General features: G+C 67.5%; 17 protein-coding genes and 1 pseudogene. 6 read left to right on the forward strand and 12 right to left on the reverse strand.

Annotated features, from left to right (window positions below):
* Window positions 1–124: 124 nt before the first annotated feature.
* From ACFWPX_RS09545 to ACFWPX_RS09560, 4 genes are all read right to left on the reverse strand, one after another.
* Window positions 125–262 (reverse strand): hypothetical protein, encoded by a 138-nt coding sequence (locus ACFWPX_RS09545; RefSeq protein ID WP_240505140.1) that lies wholly within the window; start codon window positions 260–262, stop codon window positions 125–127.
* 138 nt (window positions 263–400) lie between these two features.
* On the reverse strand, window positions 401–610 hold the full coding sequence (locus tag ACFWPX_RS09550) for a DUF397 domain-containing protein (RefSeq protein ID WP_378915981.1): 210 nt from the start codon (window positions 608–610) through the stop codon (window positions 401–403).
* A complete protein-coding gene (locus tag ACFWPX_RS09555) occupies window positions 607–807 on the reverse strand; it encodes a DUF397 domain-containing protein (RefSeq protein WP_056824017.1) in 201 nt (66 codons plus the stop codon). The genes ACFWPX_RS09550 and ACFWPX_RS09555 overlap by 4 nt, the downstream gene beginning before the upstream one ends.
* A complete protein-coding gene (locus ACFWPX_RS09560) occupies window positions 804–1,709 on the reverse strand; it encodes a helix-turn-helix domain-containing protein (RefSeq protein ID WP_378915979.1) in 906 nt (301 codons plus the stop codon). Before ACFWPX_RS09560 ends, ACFWPX_RS09555 begins: the two co-directional genes overlap by 4 nt.
* Window positions 1,710–1,892: 183 nt before the next feature.
* Between ACFWPX_RS09560 and ACFWPX_RS09565 the strand changes: the two genes are divergently transcribed.
* Entirely contained in the window at window positions 1,893–2,099 is a 207-nt protein-coding gene (locus ACFWPX_RS09565) for a hypothetical protein (protein ID WP_056824023.1), read from the forward strand.
* Window positions 2,100–2,111: 12 nt separating this feature from the next.
* On the opposite strand, the gene ACFWPX_RS09570 is transcribed toward ACFWPX_RS09565, so the two are convergent.
* Together ACFWPX_RS09570 and ACFWPX_RS09575 are read right to left on the reverse strand one after the other, a co-directional pair.
* On the reverse strand, window positions 2,112–3,059 hold the full coding sequence (locus ACFWPX_RS09570) for a DNA-3-methyladenine glycosylase family protein (RefSeq protein WP_378927032.1): 948 nt from the start codon (window positions 3,057–3,059) through the stop codon (window positions 2,112–2,114).
* Window positions 3,060–3,086: 27 nt separating this feature from the next.
* Complete coding sequence (locus ACFWPX_RS09575; protein ID WP_378927033.1) at window positions 3,087–5,897, reverse strand: FAD-binding and (Fe-S)-binding domain-containing protein; 2,811 nt, start codon at window positions 5,895–5,897, stop codon at window positions 3,087–3,089.
* Between the two features lie 195 nt (window positions 5,898–6,092).
* Here ACFWPX_RS09575 and ACFWPX_RS09580 point away from each other — a divergent pair, with 195 nt between their 5' ends.
* Complete coding sequence (locus tag ACFWPX_RS09580; protein ID WP_378927034.1) at window positions 6,093–7,976, forward strand: ABC transporter ATP-binding protein; 1,884 nt, start codon at window positions 6,093–6,095, stop codon at window positions 7,974–7,976.
* A gap of 69 nt (window positions 7,977–8,045) precedes the next feature.
* Here the strand turns inward: ACFWPX_RS09580 and ACFWPX_RS09585 are convergent, their stop codons facing one another.
* Window positions 8,046–9,578, reverse strand: a complete 1,533-nt coding sequence (locus tag ACFWPX_RS09585) for an MFS transporter (RefSeq protein WP_378927036.1) — start codon at window positions 9,576–9,578, stop codon at window positions 8,046–8,048.
* A 104-nt stretch (window positions 9,579–9,682) separates the two neighbouring features.
* On the opposite strand from ACFWPX_RS09585, the gene ACFWPX_RS09590 reads away from it, so the two are divergent.
* A complete protein-coding gene (locus ACFWPX_RS09590; RefSeq protein WP_378915966.1) occupies window positions 9,683–10,708 on the forward strand; it encodes an Lrp/AsnC family transcriptional regulator in 1,026 nt (341 codons plus the stop codon).
* On the opposite strand, the gene ACFWPX_RS09595 is transcribed toward ACFWPX_RS09590, so the two are convergent.
* The 4 genes from ACFWPX_RS09595 to ACFWPX_RS09610 all read right to left on the reverse strand — a co-directional run bounded on the left by ACFWPX_RS09595 (window position 10,705) and on the right by ACFWPX_RS09610 (window position 14,301).
* Window positions 10,705–11,400: a GntR family transcriptional regulator gene (locus tag ACFWPX_RS09595; RefSeq protein ID WP_378915963.1), complete on the reverse strand. Its 696-nt coding sequence runs from the start codon at window positions 11,398–11,400 to the stop codon at window positions 10,705–10,707. The genes ACFWPX_RS09590 and ACFWPX_RS09595 overlap by 4 nt on opposite strands.
* Window positions 11,401–11,425: 25 nt before the next feature.
* Window positions 11,426–12,421, reverse strand: a complete 996-nt coding sequence (locus ACFWPX_RS09600; RefSeq protein WP_378915960.1) for an acryloyl-CoA reductase — start codon at window positions 12,419–12,421, stop codon at window positions 11,426–11,428.
* A gap of 71 nt (window positions 12,422–12,492) precedes the next feature.
* Window positions 12,493–13,131 (reverse strand): TetR/AcrR family transcriptional regulator, encoded by a 639-nt coding sequence (locus ACFWPX_RS09605; RefSeq protein ID WP_378915957.1) that lies wholly within the window; start codon window positions 13,129–13,131, stop codon window positions 12,493–12,495.
* A gap of 102 nt (window positions 13,132–13,233) precedes the next feature.
* Window positions 13,234–14,301 (reverse strand): DNA polymerase IV, encoded by a 1,068-nt coding sequence (locus ACFWPX_RS09610; protein ID WP_378927037.1) that lies wholly within the window; start codon window positions 14,299–14,301, stop codon window positions 13,234–13,236.
* 104 nt (window positions 14,302–14,405) lie between these two features.
* Here ACFWPX_RS09610 and ACFWPX_RS09615 point away from each other — a divergent pair.
* Window positions 14,406–14,813 (forward strand): annotated as a pseudogene (locus ACFWPX_RS09615) (PaaI family thioesterase); the annotation flags it as partial.
* Window positions 14,814–15,109: 296 nt separating this feature from the next.
* On the opposite strand, the gene lon reads toward ACFWPX_RS09615, so the two are convergent.
* A complete protein-coding gene (gene lon / locus ACFWPX_RS09620) occupies window positions 15,110–17,605 on the reverse strand; it encodes an endopeptidase La (protein WP_378927038.1) in 2,496 nt (831 codons plus the stop codon).
* A 186-nt stretch (window positions 17,606–17,791) separates the two neighbouring features.
* Here lon and ACFWPX_RS09625 point away from each other — a divergent pair, with 186 nt between their 5' ends.
* Together ACFWPX_RS09625 and ACFWPX_RS09630 are read left to right on the forward strand one after the other, a co-directional pair.
* Entirely contained in the window at window positions 17,792–18,199 is a 408-nt protein-coding gene (locus ACFWPX_RS09625; protein WP_378927039.1) for a YciI family protein, read from the forward strand.
* Window positions 18,196–19,338 carry an RNA polymerase sigma factor gene (locus ACFWPX_RS09630; RefSeq protein ID WP_378927040.1) on the forward strand — a complete coding sequence of 381 codons (1,143 nt, stop codon included), beginning with the start codon at window positions 18,196–18,198 and terminating at the stop codon, window positions 19,336–19,338. Before ACFWPX_RS09625 ends, ACFWPX_RS09630 begins: the two co-directional genes overlap by 4 nt.
* The last annotated feature ends 53 nt before the right edge of the window (window positions 19,339–19,391 follow it).

The following is a 19,391-nucleotide window of genomic DNA, read 5'->3' on the forward strand; positions in this document are numbered from 1 at the left end:
TCTCCACTACACACTGGGGTGTGTTGTTCTCCGCCCCCCCGCGTGGGCTGGCCCATCAATTTTGTGGGGGGGGGGGGCGGGTGGGGGGGGGGGGGGGCCCCCCCCCCCCCCCCGCGTCTGCTGCCTACAAGACAGCTACAGTCCCCACAGCGACTAATCCGACCAGTAATCCGATGAACAGCGCCGACAGCAAAGAGCTGGTGAGTACGTAGATTCCGATCGCCGATACCGCGAACAGCAGGATCACGATCAGGCGTTCCACCCCGTCCTCAGGCGCTAGCCTCCGGTACCGGGGCGGCATTTTCTTCAACCCTCGGTCCATATACCTGGGCTACCCGACCCGGCTCCGCATCAAACCTCGGTGTATGCCGAATATCTATCGTTCTGTGATCTAGCGTGATCAAGGACGATCGAACTCGCCGTCGTGCACGCCCGCGGTGAACGCGGTCCATTCACTCGGGGTGAAGATCAGCACCGGACCCTCGGGATTCTTGCTGTCGCGCAGGGCTACGTACCCCTCGGCCAGCATGGCGACCTCCACGCTGCCGTCGGTAGAGCCCGCCCGCAGCCAGGTGGCTCCGGTGGTGTCGATGTCGCGCTTGGTGTTCACGCGAACGCGCCGGTGTCGATGCCGCGGGTGAAGTCGTCCCAGCTCGCGCCGTCGAAGACCAGGGCGGGGCCTGCGGGATTCTTGCTGTCGCGCACCCCGACATGCCCGCCGAACAGGAAAGCAACTTCGACGCAATCCTTGCCCGCACCACTACGAGTGCTCTTGAACCAGTGTGCGTCGACGAGATCGAAACTCATGCCACATACTCCTTCGCGACCTGCCGCAACAGGTCTCTACTCGGTGGGATATCCAGCGCATGACGCTGGAGGCATTCGTGAGCCTGGTCGTACCTTCGAACATCTGCGTGTCGTTCCAGGTAGAGGTCGCCGGTAAAGCCTTCGGCGTACACCACCGGCGGTTCGACCGGTTTCCCCTTGCTGTCGGTGCCGAACTCGAGAACCGTGAAAGGTCCGGTAGAGACTCCGAGTGGAACACCGGCGGCAAACGACAGGATGCGCAGTGACACGTTACTTCGAGTACTCGCGTCGGCAAGGTGTCGCAACTGCGCAGCCATCACCTTTGCATCACCGACGACGCTACGCAATACCGATTCGTGCAGAACCACATCCATCTCGGCGGGCGAATGCTTGCGGGTGATCAATGCCTGGCGTTGCAGCCGCAGCGCGACGCGGCGATCGAGCTCGTCGACCGAATCCTTGGGAAAACCCAGATGATTCAGTGCCCGTGCGTATTCCGCGGTCTGGAGCAGTCCGGGAACCAGCTCGGACTGATAGGCGCGCAACCGATGCGCCGATGCCTCCAAACCCACATAGATATCGAAGTTTTCGGGAATCAGGTCGCCGTAGGCGTGCCACCAGCTCTTGACCGCGGCCTGCTGCGCGAGCCCGGCGAGGCCATCGGCGAGATCCTCGGGAATGCCGTAGATCCGGCACAGTTCGTGGATGTCGATGGTCCGGATGCGGTCGGCCTGCCCCTTCTCCAGTCGCTGGAGGGTGCTGGCGCCCCACTCCATCAGCCTGGCCGCCTCGGCGATGGTGAGCCCGGCCTGGGTGCGCCAGTCACGCAGGTAGCGGCCGAGCTGGCGGCGCGGCAGAGTCGAGGAGGCACCCGCGTGCCCGTACGTTCCGTTCGATGCCACAGCCCCGCTCCTTCTGTGTCGCACACCCGCCATCCGCTCCGAGCCCCGCGGCGACGGTGGAATTCGTCCACTGTGGGGAATCCTGCACTCCCCCTTGGATGTCGTGCTGGGAATTCGAGGTAAATCTATCCGATCGCGCGTGTACTCACCGTTAGCCGGGTGTTTGCGTGCTGTGCTTGGTTCATGCAATTGAGCGAAGTGAACATGCGCGTCGCCACAGCACTGCTGAGTTGCTCCACCGACCCGGGCCCGATGGAGCCCGAACAAGCCCATGCCGCAATGCAACTACACCTCGACTGCACCGTCGAAGAGTGCCGGGTGCGCAGGCGGGCGCGCAACACTCTCGTCGAAGCGGGCCGCTGCGTACTCGACGCGCGCGCGACGCGTTAGCCGCAGCGCGCCTCAGTGGTGGCGATGATCGGTGATCGGGTCGCGCGGGCCGAATTTCGGTTTGCGCGCCTGCCCGCTCAGTCCGAGCAGTCGCACCGCGCGGTAGCGGTGGGGTTGTAGCGGCCGCAGGTATTCGATCATCGCGTCGTCGTCGATCGGGTGGCCGAGCAGGCTCCAGCCGACAACGGCGGCGAGGTGGTAGTCGCCGACCGAGAGGGCATCGGCGTCGCCGAAGGCGCGTTGCGCGGTCTCGGCCACCGTCCATACCCCGATGCCGGGCAGGCTGCGCAAACGTCGCGCGGCTTCGGCCGGGTCGAGGGTGGCGGTGCGTTCGATCGAGTCGGCGACTCTTGCTGCGCGCACGATGGTCTGCGCGCGCTGCGGGCCGACATTGGCCCGGTGGTATTTCCACGACGGGATCAGCCGCCAGGTGTCGGCGTCCGGTGCCACCATCAGGCCGGTCGGTGCCGGGCCAGGGGCCTTCGTCCCGAACTCGCGGACCAGGGTGCGCCAGGCCGCGAACGAGGACTTCGTGTGCACCTTCTGTTCGAGGATGGCCGGGATCAGCGACTCCATCACCAGCCCCGTCTTCAGCATCCGCAGGCCGGGGACCGTGCGATGGGCTTCGACGAGCTTGGGATGCTCCGGGGCAAAGTCGTCGAGGTTTTCCTCGAGACAGAGCATGTGGTCGAGGCCGGCCAGGAATTCGTCGGCTCCCGGTCCCCAGGCCCGGGCGCTCGCGCCATCGCGGCCGTCCTGGGTCAGGCGATAGGTGACCACGCCGGTCGACATGCGCGAGGCGTGCCAGTGGGCGCCGTCGGGGCCGACGTGGTGGCAGGGGTCGCCACCGCCGCGGCGCAGCGGCGAGACGGTGATGCCGACGTCGAAGGGCCTGCTCGACCGGACGGTCCTGGACAGACCGGCCGAGACCAGGTCCGGGTCCAGGGTCTGATCACGCACCCGACCATTGTGCGCCTGTGATCGGCGTCAACTGACAGCCGGTCCGGTCGGGCGATCGAGTAGGTACCTGGCCAGATGCAGGCCGGGGGTGCCTGCGAGTTGGTCGGCTTGGGTGCGGCAGGAGAAGCCGTCGGCCAGGAAGATCGCGTTCGGTGGGGCATTTCTCAGCGCTGGGAGTAGCGCGTTCTCGGCTACCGCGACCGAGACGTCGTAGTGGCCTCGTTGCATGCCGAAGTTGCCTGCCAGGCCGCAGCACCCTGCCAGTTCCTGGACGGTGACGCCCATCGCGGCCAGGATTCGGCGTTCGGCGTCGAAGCCGCCCACGGCGTGCTGGTGGCAGTGCGGTTGGACGACAACGGTGTCGTGCGGGCGCTGGGGTGGTTGCCACGTGGGGTGCTCCAGCAGGAACTCGGCGAGGGTGCGCACCGAGGCCGCGACCTGCTTCGCTCGTGGATCGCCGGGGAGTAGTTCGGGCAGGTCGGCGCGCAGCGTGGCGGTGCAGGAGGGCTCGAGGCCGACGATCGGGCCACCCGCTGCCACGTGCTCGGCCAGTGCGTCGAGGGTGGCGCGCAGTCGGGCGCGGGCGCCGTCGAGCTGGCCGGTGCTGATCCAGGTGAGACCGCAGCACACGTGCTCTTTCGGGGTGCGGACGCGGTAGCCGAGTTGTTCGATCAGTTGTATCGCGGCTATCGCGTTTTCGGGGTCGAAACTGTCGGTGAAGCTGTCGATCCACAGCATGACTTCGGGAGCCGATGACTCGCTGGTACCCGCTCTGTCGTCAGACCATCGGCGGCGGAACGATTTCGGGGCGAGTCGCGGCGCTTCTCGTCTCGGGTCTATTCCGGCCAGACGCATGCCCACTCGGCGTAGGTGGGGGCGGGCGGCGACGGCGTTGGCGAGGCGCGGGAAGTGTTGGGCGATGGCGAGCCAGCGTGGGAGTCGGCCGAGGACATAGTGATCGAGGGGGCGTAGGCGTCCTCGGTAGCGGCGGTACAGCGCCTCGGATTTGTAGGTGGCCATGTCGACGCCCGCGGGGCAGTCGGAGGCGCAGGCCTTGCAGGACAGGCAGAGGTCGAGGGATTCCTCGACTGCTGGTGCGCGCCAGTCGAGTTCGCCGCGCACCACTTCCTGGAGCACTCTGGCGCGGGCGCGCGTGGTGTCCTTCTCGTCGGCGGTGGCCAGATACGAGGGGCACATGAAGCCGCCGGAACCACGAGTGTCCGCACGGCACTTGCCGATTCCTACACATCTGTGCACAGCTGTGGATAAATCGCCGGAGTCTGTGGACAGGGCGAAACCGCGCGATGGGACCGGCGCGAGAGCAGCTACTCGCAGGTCGGCGTCGACGGGGTTCGGGGCGACGAGGACGCCGGGGTTGAGGATGTTGCCGGGATCGAACAGGGACTTGAAGCCCGCGAAGGCCGCACGCGCGGCCGGTGAGTACATGACCTCGAGCAGTTCGGATCTGGCGCGGCCGTCACCGTGTTCGCCCGACAGCGATCCGCCATGACGCACAACGAGTTCGGCGGCGTCGAAGAGGAAGGTGCGGAATCGCCGTGGCGCGTCGGTGATCGGGAAGTCGAGGCGGACGTGGATGCAGCCGTCGCCGATGTGTCCGTACAGCAGGCCGCTCACGTCGTATTCGCTGGTGAGCGCGGCGAATTCGCGGAGATATGCCCCCAGATTCTCCGGCGGAACAGCGGCGTCCTCCCATCCGGGCCACGCCGGTTTCCCGTCGGGGGTTCTCCCGGCCAGACCGGCGCCGTCGGCACGGATGCGCCAGAGTGCCGCGGTGGCAACGGGATCGGTGACGATCCGGTGGTCATCGGCGTTGCTCTCCGAGCACAGACGCCGGGCCACCGCCAGCGCCTCGGCCGGGGTCGCTCCCGCGGTCTCGACGAACAACCATCCGCGGCCTCGCGGCAACTCGGGCACCGTCCCCCGATGTGCGCGGACCACGTCGACGAGTCCGGCATCGATACCCTCCACCGCGATCGGCGCGCATGCGGTCACCGCGGCGATATCGTCGGCGGCCGAGGCGATATCGGGGTATCCGAGCACCGTGAGCACGGTCGCGGCAGGCACGGGCGTGAGCGCGACCTCGGCTTCCAGGAGTAGTCCACAGGTGCCTTCGGAACCGACGAACGCCTTCGCTGCCGACGAACCACGTTCCGGCAGCAGGTGTTCGAGGCCGTAGCCGGATGCCTGACGATCGAAGCGTCCCAATTCGGTGCGAAGCACAGCCAGGTTCGTGGTGGTGAACTTCGCCAGGCCGGGCACCGCCGTCAGGTCGGCACCCAGTGTTCGCCGCTCCCCTGTGCCATCGAGAATGCGCAGCTCACGCACCGTATCGGAGGTACGCCCCCAGGCCAGTGCGTGCGGTCCGCACGCATTGTTGCCGATCATCCCGCCCAGCGTGCAGCGGTCCTGCGTCGACGGATCCGGCCCGAACCGCAACCCGTGCGGGCGCAGCCGCCGTTGCAGATCCGAGAGCACCACCCCCGGCTGCACGGTCGCCGTTCGCGCCTCGGCGTCGACCGCGCGCACCGCGTTCATGTGCCTGCTGAAATCCAGCACGATGCCGGGTCCGATGGCATTGCCGGCGACCGAGGTGCCCGCGCCGCGAGCGGTGATCGAGAGCCCGTTCTCGCGCGCGAAGGTCACCGTGGCTGCGACGTCGTCCTCGGCGCGCGCGAACACCACCATGGCGGGCCGGACGCGGTAGTTGGACGCGTCGGCGGAGTACTCGACGCGCCTGCGCACCGACGCGTCGACGGGGCAGCCGACCCGCCTGCGCAGTGCGTCCGCCAGCAGTTCAGCGCTCCGGTCGTCGTCCACGGAAACCAGCCTATTCGCGTGGCCGGGCAGATCCGGTCAGCCGTCCGAGCGACCGCCGTCGGTTGTGATTCGGCGGCCGGTTTCGCTGTGCGCGGAACCGGGAGTCAGCGGAAAGCATTTGCGATCAACCTTTGTTGAGGTTTTAGTGTCGGTGGGCAGGAGTTCAATGGGCTCCGAAGCCTTGAGGAGAGTGCAGTGAGTATCGAATCCGTGGCCTACAGCCAGATGTACCGGCGCGTGAACGCGCCGGAGGAGCAGCGCCCGTTCAGCATGGTGACGGCACGGCGGATTCTGCGGTTCGCTGAGCACCATCGGCGGCGGATCGGCGGGTTCCTGCTGCTCAGCGTGGTGGCCGCGGTGCTGGGTGTGGCTACCCCGGTGCTGGCGGGGCGCGTTGTCAACGGGATCGTCGATGGTTCGGCGCCGCGGACCGTCGTGCTGCTCGCACTCGCCATCGCCGGTCTCGCGGTGCTCGACGCCGCCCTCGGCATCGCCATCCGCTGGCTGTCGGCGCGCATCGGTGAGGGTCTGATCCTCGATCTGCGCACCGCGGTGTTCGATCACGTGCAGAAGATGCCGGTGGCGTTCTTCACCCGCACCAGGACCGGCGCGCTGGTGAGCAGGCTCAACAGCGATGTGATCGGTGCGCAGCGCGCGTTCAGCGACACCCTCTCCGGCGTGATCACCAACCTCGTCACCCTGCTGCTCACGCTCGCGGTGATGCTCAGCATCTCCTGGCAGATCACCCTGCTCGCCCTCGTGCTGCTGCCCGTGTTCGTCATCCCGGCCCGGCGCGCGGGCAACAAACTCGCCGCCATGCAGCGCGAAGCCGCCCAGCTCAACGCCGCCATGAGCACCCAGATGACCGAGCGTTTCTCCGCGCCGGGCGCCACCCTGGTGAAGCTGTTCGGCAGGCCGAAGCAGGAGTCGTCGGAGTTCGCGGTGCGCGCCACCCGCGTGCGTGACATCGGCGTGCGTACCGCCATGCTGCAGACCACCTTCGTCACCTCGCTCACCCTGGTCTCCGCGCTCGCGCTCGCCCTGGTCTACGGCCTCGGCGGCTGGTACGCGCTGAAGGGCAGTCTCGACGCGGGCTCGGTCGTCGCGCTCTCACTGCTGCTCACCCGCCTCTACACCCCGCTCACCGCGCTGGCCAGCGCCCGCCTGGAGATCATGTCGGCCCTGGTGAGTTTCGAGCGCGTCTTCGAGGTGCTCGACCTGAAGCCGCTGATCGAAGACGCTCCGGACGCCACCCCGGTGCCCGACGGCCCCGTCGCGGTGGAACTGGACGCGGTGAACTTCGGTTACCCGTCGGCCGACAAGGTCTCGCTCGCTTCGCTGGAAGACGTCGCGACCCTGGACAGCCGTGGCGGCGTCGAGGTGCTGCACGACGTGTCACTGCGCGCGGAACCCGGCCAGCTCATCGCCTTGGTCGGCTCCTCCGGTGCGGGCAAATCCACTATCGCCCAGCTGGTTTCCCGTCTCTACGATGTCGACTCCGGCGCGGTGCGCCTCAACGGCTCCGACGTGCGCGACCTGACCACCGAATCCATCCAGCGCACCGTCGGCCTTGTCACCCAGGACGGCCACCTGTTCCACGACACCATCCGCGCGAACCTCCTGCTCGCCCGGCCGGAAGCCACCGAGGAACAACTGTGGGACGCCCTCGGCCGCGCCCGCCTCGGCGACCTGGTCGACTCGCTCGCCGACGGTCTCGACACCGTCGTCGGCGAACGCGGTTACCGCCTCTCCGGCGGCGAACGCCAACGCCTCACCATCGCCCGCCTGCTCCTCAAGCAACCACGGGTGGTGATCCTCGACGAGGCGACCGCCTCGCTCGATTCCACCTCCGAAGCCGCCGTCCAGGAGGCCCTCACCGAAGCCCTGACCGGCCGCACCGCCCTGGTCATCGCACACCGCCTCTCCACGATCCGCGCCGCCGACCAGATCCTGGTCCTCGAAGACGGCCGCATCATCGAGCGCGGCACCCACTCCACCCTCCTCAACGCCGACGGCCGCTACGCCGAGCTCTACCGAACCCAGTTCGCCGACGACCCGGTGATCCCGGCGGCCGTCTGAAAGAAGTCCCCTATCCGTCGACCTCGGACGATGGTGCCGCCCGTTGCAGGGCGGCGCCATCGGCTGCGGCTATGCTCCCGCCACCTCTTTCATGACCTCCGCATTCGGGGCTTCCTCGGTACCCGACAGGTGAGTCGGCCGAATCAATACCAACGTCAGCACGCCACCGAGCAGACCGACCAGACCCGAGGCGATCAGCGTGCCTTGGACGCCGGATACCGCCGCGGCGTATATCGCTTCCTGGAGCGCGGGCCGCAGTTGCTCGGGGGCATCGGCTGTCAGCACCGACGATCGTCCACCCGCGATCGCGCGCGCCGCGCTGTCGATATCCGGCACGGCCCGGGCGCCGAGGACGTCCTTCGCACGTGCGGTGAACACACTGCCGAGCGCCGCGATTCCGAACGCCATCCCGAGTTGCTGCGCGGTGTTGACCGCGCCCGTCGCCATGCCGCCACGGTGTGGCGCGACGGCTCCCATCGCCGCGGAACCCAAGGTGGCCGTGGAGAGTCCAACACCGGCACCGATCGCGATGTATCCGGGAACGAGGGCAAGCCAGCCTGCGTCGTCACGGACGAAGACGCCGCCGAGCAAACCGCCGATACCCACCATGAGCAGTCCGCTCCCGATGATCCGCCCGGGATTGGCGCCGTGCAGAAAGCGGCCGAACGCGCCGGACACCAGAAACGCCATGATCGACAGCGGCAGCCCGACCAATCCGGCCTCGATCGGGCTCATACCGCCCACCGACTGCAGCCAGATCGAGGTGTACATCAGTGCCGCGAACGCTGCCAGGAACAACGTCACCGCCGCGACCAGCACGCCGACAAACGACCGTTCCCGAAGCAGCGCGAGATCGAACATCGGCTGCGCAGAACGGCGCTCGATCACCACGAACGCGGCGAGCGCGACGGCCGCGACCAGCAACATCGACCGGGTCCCGGTATCCGACCAGCTGTGCTCGTTGGCCCGGATCAACGCGTAGGTCGCCGACGCGGCGGCCACCGCGAAGGCGGCCATGCCTGCCACATCGATACGGGCACTGTGGGTTTCGGTCATGTCACGCAGCGCCACGACACACAGAACGATCGCGATGATGCTGAGCGGCAGGTTCACGAAGAAGATCCACCGCCACGACGCCGCCTCGGTGAGGATGCCGCCGAGGATCGGCCCGACGGCCGACGACGCGCCCGCGATCGCACCCCACATGCCGTAGGCGACGCCACGATCACGGCCCGAGTACGAGCCGTTCAGCAGCGGAAAGGTGGTCGCGGCCATCGCGGCCGCCCCGATACCCTGCACGACGCGAGCGACGATCAGCACCGAGGGATTCGGTGAGATACCGCAGATCAGCGATGAGACGGCGAACAGGATCAGACCGCCGACGTAGATTCGCCGGTGCCCGACCAGGTCGGCGATCGAACCCGCACCGAGCAGGAGCGCGGCCATCGCCAGCGCGTAGGCGTTGACGACCCACTGCAGTGAGCTGAACGAAGCGTCGAGATCACCTGCTATCTCGGGTAGTGCGACGTTCACGATGGTGACGTCGATCAGCAGCATGAAAGTGCCGAGGCAGATAGTCAGCAGCGGTAGCCACTTGCGCATATGCCGTTGTCCTCTCTCGAAAGACTCCGAAGGTCGGGCGTCGATCTTGCGTCGGCAACGGCGATGAAGTCGCCCTGATCCGGGCTCGGCGTAAATTTCCTACCATGGCTGGCGTTCCCCCGAAAGAAACCTCGGTTCTCGATGCGATGGATGCGCGAATCGTGCGTTTCCTGCAGCTGGATCCGCGTGCTTCGTTCAGTCGGATCGCCGGTGAACTCGGTGTCGCAGAGCAGACGATCGCCCGCCGATACCGGCGGCTGCGCCGCGAGGGTTTTGTCCGGGTGATCGGGTCGATCGATGCCAACGCACTGGGTGAGAACGATTGGTTGATCCGTGTGCGGTGCAGGCCCGACGGCGCGGTGAAGGTGGCCGAGGCGCTGGCGCGGCGCGCCGATGTGGCCTGGGTCAGCATTGCCGCGGGCGGTGCGGAGGTCGCGTTCTCACTGCACCCGCGCACCCAGAGCGATCGCGACGATCTGCTGGTGCAGCGGTTGCAGCGCAGTGCACCGGTCCTCGACATCACCGCGTCGATGATCATCCACCGTTTCGTCGGCAGCAGCGCCGTCGACTGGCGCGGCCGCCGCGACATCTGCACCGCACAACAGCCGGTGGGCGCCCCGGACGCGCCGGGATCCGATATTCAGCTCGAAGCCGGCGACCACGCATTGCTCGACCTGCTCGCCCGGGACGGACGCACCAGCTATGCCGTCCTCGCCAGGTCGACGGGCATGTCACTCGGCCGAGTCATCCGCCGCGTCGCCGCACTCCAGGACGGCGGCATCCTCTATTTCGACCTCGATATCGCCCCTGCCGCGCTCGGTTCGGGGCTCGCCGCCTTCCTCTGGCTCAACGTCGCTCCGGCCCAGCTGGATTCGGTCGGCCGGGCCATTGCCGACCACGACGAGACGACCTATACCGCCGCGGTGACCGGTCCGTTCAACCTGTTCGCGACGGTGTTCTGCGCGAACGCCGAGCGGCTGTACCGCTATATGACCACCGAGATGGCCGCGCTGAACGGCGTCCACAGCTTCGAACTCTCCCCCGTCCTGCGCCGGTTGAAGCAGGCCGGATCACTCACCGCGGGCGACTTGCTTGCCCAACCGGACCCGACCCTGCCCCGGCGCTCCTAGTGGCCGGGACCACGGTGCCGTAGCGCGGTGACGATGGCCAGGGTGGGGGTGCGGCCCGCTTCGGTGTGGCTGAGCATGGCGTATTCGGCCAGTCGTTCGTCGCCCGAGGTGATCGCGTCGATCAGGTGCTGGTGTTCGTCGCGCTGTTGCTCGGTGTTGCGTTCGGTGGTGAGGAAGAACAGCCAGGCCATGCGGGCGAGGATGGTGCGCATCAGCTGGGTGAGCAGCGAGTTGCCGGACAGTTCCACGATGGCGCCGTGCAGCCTCGCGTTCGTCTCCGCGATGCGGAGCGGATCACGAGAATCGGTGGCCTCCCGCGCTTCCCGCAAGGCTGCGTGCAACGGGGAGCTGTCGTGGCCCTGCCTGATGCGGGCGGCGGCCAGGCGGGCGGCGAGCGGTTCCAAGCCGATGCGGACATCGAAGAGTTCCTCCACCGCGGTCGTATCCCAGGAACGCACAACCGCGCTGCGTCGCGGCAACGCGCTGACGATGCCGTCGAACTCGAGTAACGCCAAGGCCTCTCGCACCGGAAGACGGGAGGCACCGAGCATGGCGGCCAGGCGCGCCTCCGGCAGTTTCTCGCCTTCGCGGTACTCCCCGGTGATGATCGCGCGGCGCAGATCGTCATAGATCCGGCGCGTCTGCGAAGTGTCGTCGACGACTTCTGCCGGCGGACGTCGGTTTCGGGCCACCCGGACAGTCTAGGAACCGAAAATTTCAGAACTCGTTGGCTACGCCGATCACGGTGCGGCCGGAGTGCGTGCCGTCCTTGATCGACTGCAGGACGGTACCGACCTCGGTGATCGGGGTGAAGGACTCGATGGTCGAGAGGTGTTGCGGACGAAGCTCTTTGCCCAGTGCGGTCCACAGGGCGCGGCGCTTCTCGATCGGGAGCTGGACCGAGTCGATGCCGAGCAGGCTGACACCGCGCAGAATGAACGGCAGCACGGTGGTGGGGAGTTCGGCGCCACCGGTGAGGCCGCTGGCCGCCACCGCACCGCCGTAACCGATGGCGCTGAGGACGTGAGCCAGCGAGGCGCCGCCGACGCTGTCCACCGCGGACGCCCAGTTGGCCTTGTTGAGCGGGCGCGGCTTGGCGTCGGGGTCGAGGGGGAGTCTGCCGATGACCTCGTTGGCGCCGATGTCGGCGAGCAGGTCGCTGGCGTCGGTCTTGCCGGTGGAGGCGATGACCTCGAAGCCGAGGCCGGAGAGGATGTCGATGGCGACTGTGCCGACACCACCGGTCGCGCCGGTGACCAGGACGGCGCCGTCGTCGGGGGTCAGGCCGTGATCGAGCAGGGCCCGCACGCTCATGGCGGCGGTGAAGCCGGCGGTGCCGATGGTGGCGGCGTCGCGGGTGTCGAGCCCATCGAGCTTCACCACCCACTCGGCAGGCACCCTGGTGTATTCGGCGAAGCCGCCGTTGCGGGAAACACCCAGGTCGTAGCCGTGTGCGATCACCTGATCACCAGGGGCGAAGTCATCGGTATCCGAGGAGACCACCTCACCGGTGAGGTCGATACCGGGCACGATCGGGTAGTTGCGCACCACCCCACCACGCGGCGTAATCGCCAGCAGGTCTTTGTAATTCGCGCTCGAGTAATGGACCTTGATCGTCACGTCCCCGGTGCCGAGGAAGTCATCCCCCACCGTTTCGCGGGCGAGCACGATCCCACCGTCGGATTCACGGGCAACCATCGCTGAGAACTCCATCGCCCGAGCATACGAGTTCGGAGCCCCGATTTGGAGGTACCTGCACTTGGACGGTTGACCACCGGCAACTGTCAGTGTCCGGGTGCGTCAGCCGGCGCCAGCGTGGTGATCCAGAGCGCGATCATGTCGGCGGTCTGGTCGATCACCGTATCGCGGTCCATGCCCTCTTCTTCCATCTTGACCGAGCGCAGCGCGGTGGAGAAGCCCGCGTTGAGCACGATGTAGGCCATGGTGTCGACGTCGAGGCCATGGGTCGGGCCGAGCGACTGGATGAGGTAGAGCTTGATGACCATTCGCAGGCGGGGTTCGAATTCGGGGATACCACTGCCGTAGAACTGCAGATCCGCCAACAGGGCGCGCACGAGCGGGCCGTTGGCTACCAGGATTTCGACCCCGATGCGGATGATCTCGGCAACCGCGTCGCGCCGGGGTCGGTCGACGACCGAGATGGTGAGCAGCTGACTGTATTTTTCCTCAGCCTGCGCGAACAGGCTGCCGGTGAGCTCCTTGACGATCTCTTCGCGGTCGGTGAAATACCGGTACAGGGTGCCGATACTCATGCCGGCTTCCGCGGCGATCCGGTTGGTCGAGGTGTTGGCGATACCGCGATCACCGAACAGCTGAGCGGCCACCTCGAGAATCCGTGCTCGTGTCTCCTTCGCGCGATCCTGCTTGGGGCGTTTGCGCTGGGGATCGGCATGGGCTGGCATCAGGTGGACCTCGAGAGAAAGCCGAACAACGTGAGCGAGAACTCACACATCATGATCACGAATACACCGGAATCGGTCAATTCCCCCTGCTGAGCCGCCAGTTCAGTGGGGGAGTAGTTCGAGGCGGACGCCGAGGAGTCGGACCGGGCGGTCGAGGTCGAAGCGGGCGATGATCGCGAGGGCGGTGTCGACGATGGTGGCGATGTCGTCGGTGGGGGTGGGGAGTTTTTGCTGTTTGCTGCGGGTGTAGAAGGTTTTCGTGCGGACGGTGACCGAGACCCGGGTGCTGATGCGGTGGTGTTCGCGCATTTCCTCGGCGACTTCGGTGGCGATGCGGGCGACCTCGCGGCGGATGTCGCCGGGGTCGGTGAGGTCGTGCGGGAAGGTTTCGGATTTGCTGCGGCCCACGGGGACTCGCGGGGTGGTCGAGAGTTCGGTGTCGCCTTTGCCGTGGCCGAGGACCCACAGGTAGGGGCCGGTGTTCGGGCCGAATTCGGCGGCCAGGCGGTGACGGTCGGCGGCCATCAGGTCGGCGACCGTGGTGATGTCGAGGTCGGCCATGCGTTTGGCGATGCGGGCGCCCACGCCCCAGAGCGCGTCGGTGGGGCGGTGGCCCATGAGCTCGGTCCAGTTGGCGGCGGTCAGTTCGAAGATCCCGGCGGCCGCGCCCTCGTCGTGTTCGGGTTCGGCGGAGGTCTTGCCCGCGGACTTGGCGAAGCCGGTGGCGAGTTTCGCGGTGAGTTTGTTGTCGCCGATGCCGACCGCACAGGTGAGGCCGAGTTCGATGATGGCAGTGCGGATTTCGGCGGCGAGGTGCCACGGATCGGCATCGGTGGCGACGAAGGCTTCGTCCATCCCCCAGACCTCGACCGCACCCGCCACCCGGCCGAGTGTCGCCATGATCTCCTCGGAGGCCACCTCGTACGCGGCCATGTCGACCGGCAGGAAAACGCCCTCCGGACACTTGCGCTTGGCCATTTTCAACGCCATGCCCGCATGCACGCCATAGGCCCTCGCGGGATAAGACGCGCAGGTCACGACCTTGCGAGGCTGTTCGGGATCACCTTCGCCGCCGACGATGACCGGCTGACCGCGCAGCTCAGGGCGACGCCGGAATTCCACCGCCGCCTGGAATTGGTCGAGATCGACATGCAGGAGCCACCGGGGCACAGTTCCGTCATACCCCATGGCACCGAGAATCCGGCGTAACCGGGCGTGGCAATATCCGTAGCGCGCCAACCGATCACGACTGAGCTCGAAGAACGGAACACCCGATGCCGACCGAAGCCACCACCCTCGACCTCGACCTGGCGCGCCAGGTGCTCGCCGCGCAGCCGTTCGCCCGTCTGGTCGGCACCGAGCTCACCGAATTCGGTGATGGCGCAGCCACGCTCGTCATCGATATCCAGCCAGAACACGGCCAGCAGTTCGGCTTCGTGCACGGCGGGGTGCTCGCCTACGCCGCCGACAACGCCCTCACCTTCGCCGCGGGCACCGTCCTCGGCCCCAACGTCCTCACCGGCGGCTTCACCATCACCTACCTGCGCCCCGCCCAGGGCGAACGCCTGCGCGTGCACGCCACCGTCCTCGGCGCCACCCGCCGCCAGGCCGTCACCCACTGCGACGTCTACGCCGAAACCGAGGGCGAGGAACCCATCCTCTGCGCGGTCGCCCAGGGCACCACCCGCCGCGTCGAAAAGGACCTCGCACCCTCCACCGAGGAAGACACGGAAGAATTCGACGACGACGACCTCGACGACCTCGACCTCGACGACGACCAGGACAACTACGACACCGATCAACTGGCGGTAGTCACCGTGGACGGCCCGGTACTGCCGCCGACCGTCAGCCGGTAGGCCGGGAATCGCGGCACGAATCAGATCCGCGCGATCGTGAGCGATGCGGCCGAGGATGGTTGCTCCGGACAAGGCAACGGGCCGCACACAGTGAGCTGTGCACGGCCCGTCGATAGTTCGGATCAGGCGCTGACGGCGAAGGTTTTGCCGTCGGCGGCGGGTTCGGCGATGGGTTCGATGGCGTAGGCCAGGATGTCTGCCACGTCGGCGACGGGGCGGACGTTCAGTGCGGCAAGGACCTCTGCCGGGACCTCGTCGAGGTCGGGTTCGTTGCGTGCGGGGATGAAGACGGTCTTCAGGCCCGCGCGCTGGGCGGCGAGGAGTTTCTGTTTCACGCCGCCGATCGGCAGGACGCTGCCGTTCAGCGTGACCTCGCCGGTCATGCCGACATCGCCGCGGACCGGGCGGCCCAGTGCCAGTGACACCAGGGCGGTGACCATGGTGACACCCGCCGATGGGCCGTCCTTGGGGACCGCGCCCGCGGGGAAGTGGATGTGGATATTGCGATCGAGGACCTTGGGTTCGATGCCGATTTCCTCCAGGTGCGAGCGCACGTAGGTGAGGGCGATCTGGGCGGACTCCTTCATGACATCGCCGAGCTGGCCGGTGAGGGTGAGGGAACGCTCGCCCTCTGCGCCGTTGGCCTCGATGTAGAGCACATCGCCGCCCGCACCGGTCACCGCGAGGCCCGTCGCCACACCGGGCACCGAGGTGCGTTCCATCGAATCCGGGGTGAAGCGGGGGCGGCCGAGGTAGTCGGTGAGGTTGTCGAGGTCGACCACCAGGCTCGTCACCTGACCGACCGGCTGCGGACCGGCGGCGATGTCGATGACGTTGTTGTCGTAGCCGAGTTCGGGGTCGTACCCGAGCACCGCGCCTCCGCCCAGCTCGCCCTTGTCGACGAGTGCGGCGTTGTCGGGCCCGGCCTTCTCGCCGACGCTCGCGGGGTCGCCCGTGACGAGGCGAGTCGCCGCCTTGCGCAAGGCTTTGGCCACCAGACGCTCCATTTGACGCACGCCCGCCTCGCGGGTGTAGTTCGCCGCGATCTCGCGCAACGCCGCGTCGGTGATCGAAACCTCTTCCGCGGTCAGGGCATTGCGCTCCAGCTGGCGGGGGACCAGGAAGTCGCGGGCGATGGCCACCTTGTCGGCCTCGGTGTAGCCGTCGACGGTGATGAGCTCCATGCGGTCGAGCAGGGGACCGGGGATGGTGTCCATGACATTGGCGGTCGCGATGAACAGGACGTTCGACAGGTCGAGGTCCAGGTCGAGGTAGTGGTCGCGGAAGGTGTGGTTCTGCGCGGGGTCGAGGACCTCGAGCAGCGCCGCCGCCGGATCACCACGGAAGTCGGAGCCGACCTTGTCGATCTCGTCCAGCAGGACAACGGGATTCATCGAACCCGCCTCCTTCACCGCGCGCACGATCCGGCCCGGCAACGCGCCGACGTAGGTGCGGCGGTGGCCACGGATCTCGGCCTCGTCGCGCACGCCGCCAAGGGCAACGCGAACGAACTTGCGGCCCAGTGCTTTTGCGACCGACTCGCCCAGCGAGGTCTTACCGACACCGGGCGGACCGACCAGCACGAGCACCGCGCCGGAACCGCGTCCGCCGACGACCTCGAGGCCACGCGCGGCCCGCCGCGATCGCACGGCCAGGTACTCGACCATGCGGTCCTTCACCTCGTCGAGACCGTGGTGATCGGCGTCGAGCACCGCGCGAGCGGCCGAAACATAGGTGCTGTCTTCGGTTTTCACCGTCCACGGCAGATCGAGCACGGTGTCGAGCCAGGTGCGGATCCAGCCCGATTCCGGGCTCTGATCACTGGCGCGCTCCAGCCGGCCGACCTCGCGCAGCGCCTCGGCCCGCACGTTCTCGGGCAGGTCCGCGTTCTCCACGCGGGTGCGGTAGTCGTCGGCGCCGTCGGGTTCGTCCTCGCCGAGTTCCTTGCGGATGGCGTTGAGCTGCTGGCGCAGCAGGAACTCGCGCTGGCTCTTCTCCATGCCGTCGCGGACGTCTTCGGAGATCTTGTCGGTGACCTCCACCTCGGCGATGTGGTCCTTGATCCACTCGAGCTGACGGGTCAGCCGCACGACGACGTCGGGGGTCTCGAGCAGCTCGCGCTTCTGCTCATCGGACAGGTACGGCGCGTAGCCCGCGGTGTCGGCGATGGCCTCCACGTCATCGAGCTGGTTGACGATATCGATGATCTGCCAGGCCTCACGCCGCTGCAGAACGGCGACGACCAGCTTCTTGTACTCGGCGGCGAGCGCAGTGGTGTGTTCGTCGGGTTCGACCGACTCGACGAGCTCGGCCTCCACCCACAGCGCGGCCCCCGGCCCGGTGACCCCGTGCCCGATCCGCGCCCTGCGCTCGGCCTTCAACACGGCCGCGGGCGCGCCACCGCGCATCCGGCCGACCTGTTCGATGGTGGCGACCACGCCGTAGGACGCGTATCCCTCGTCGAGGCGCGGCGCGACCAGCACCGAGCCGGTTTTGGCTGCCTGCGCGGCGTCGATGGCGGCCTGCGCGGATTCGTCCAGTTCGATGGGCACGACCATGCCCGGCAGCACGATCGGATCGGTCAGGAACAGCACCGGCAGGTTCTGAGCTGAAGTCATGTCGACCCTTCCAAAGTTGAGCTTTGCTGACTCAACATGGACCCCCGACCGTTTGTTCCTGCAGGTGGCGCCGTTCACTCCTGGCGAAAAATTCTCCGAAATTCTTTCGCCGTGGATGTCGAGAACGCGCGAACGGCTCCGTCCCAGGGGTACAACCCACGAAGAACACCAACCGAGGAGAACATCATGGCCAAGTACCTGCTGCTCAAGCACTACCGTGGCGCGCCCGCATCGGTCAACGACGCGCCGATGGATCAGTGGACGCCGGACGAGGTGTCCGCGCATGTGCAGTACATGGTGGATTTCGCCGATCGGCTGCGATCGACCGGCGAGTTCGTCGACGGTCAGGCCCTGTCCACACAGGGCACGTGGGTCCGCTCGGACGGCGAGGGGCGCCCGCCGGTCACCGACGGGCCGTTCGCGGAGACCAAGGACCTGATCGCCGGGTGGATGGTCATCGACGTCGAGACCTATGACCGGGCGCTCGAACTGGCCGGGGAGCTGTCGGCGGCACCGGGCGCGGGTGGGAAGCCGGTCCAGGAATGGCTCGAACTGCGGCCGTTCTACACGGAGTTGCCCACGGTGACCGAGTGAACGAGGCACTACTGCGCGAACTCGTCCCCGCGGTGATCGGGATCCTCGTCCGCCGCGGGGCCGAGTTCGCGGCGGCCGAGGACGCGGTGCAGGAGGCACTGATCCGGGCGCTGGAAACCTGGCCCGAGGATCCACCGCGCGATGCGAAGGGCTGGCTCGTCTCCGTCGCCTGGCGAAAGTTCATCGATGCGTCACGGGCCGAAACATCCAGGCGGGGGCGGGAATTCGCAGTCGATGCCGAGCCGGAAGCCGGACCCGTACCCGCCACGGACGACACCCTGTGGCTGTATTTCCTGTGCGCGCACCCTTCGCTGTCTCCCGGCTCGGCCGTCGCACTGACCTTGCGCGCGGTCGGCGGCCTGACGACCCGGCAGATCGCGACGGCCTACCTGGTGCCGGAATCGACTATGGCGCAACGGATCAGCCGGGCGAAGAAGCGGATCACCGGCCTACCGCTCGACCGTCCCAGCGATCCGACGACCGTGCTGCGCGTGCTCTACCTCGTCTTCAACGAGGGCTACAGCGGCGACATCGACCTGGCGGCCGAAGCCATCCGCCTCACCCGCCAGCTCGCCGCATCGACCGGCGAACCCGAGGTCGCGGGGCTGCTCGCGCTGATGCTGCTGCACCACGCCCGCCGTGCGTCCCGCACCGAGGGCGGGCGCTTGGTTCCGCTCGCCGAACAGGACCGATCCCGGTGGGACACACACCTCATCGCCGAAGGCGTGACGATCCTGCAAGCGGCGTTGGCCCGTGACCGCCTGGGCGAATACCAGGCCCAAGCCGCGATCGCCGCCCTGCACGCGGATGCCCCGAGTACCGCCGAAACGGACTGGGTACAGATCGTGGAGTGGTACGACGAACTTCTGCTTCTCACCGACAACCCGGTAGTGCGCCTGAATCGCGCGGTCGCGGTCGGTGAGGCCGACGGCCCCCGAGCAGGCCTGGCCGCCCTCGCGGACCTCGACCCGGAACTACCGCGCCACAGTGCGTCCCGTGCCTACCTACTCGAACGGGCGGGCGATCTCGAACAGGCCGCGACCCTGTACGCCGAAGCGGCCCGCACAGCCACCACCGTTCTCGAGCGCGACCACCTCACCCGCGAGGCCGCCCGAGTTCGGCAGTTGTCGCGATCCTGAAAACAGCTCGGCCTCCCCCGGGTTGAGGACCGGGGGAGGCCGAGTTGTGGACA

The organism is Nocardia sp. NPDC058518 (genome assembly GCF_042719655.1).
Taxonomy (GTDB): domain Bacteria; phylum Actinomycetota; class Actinomycetes; order Mycobacteriales; family Mycobacteriaceae; genus Nocardia.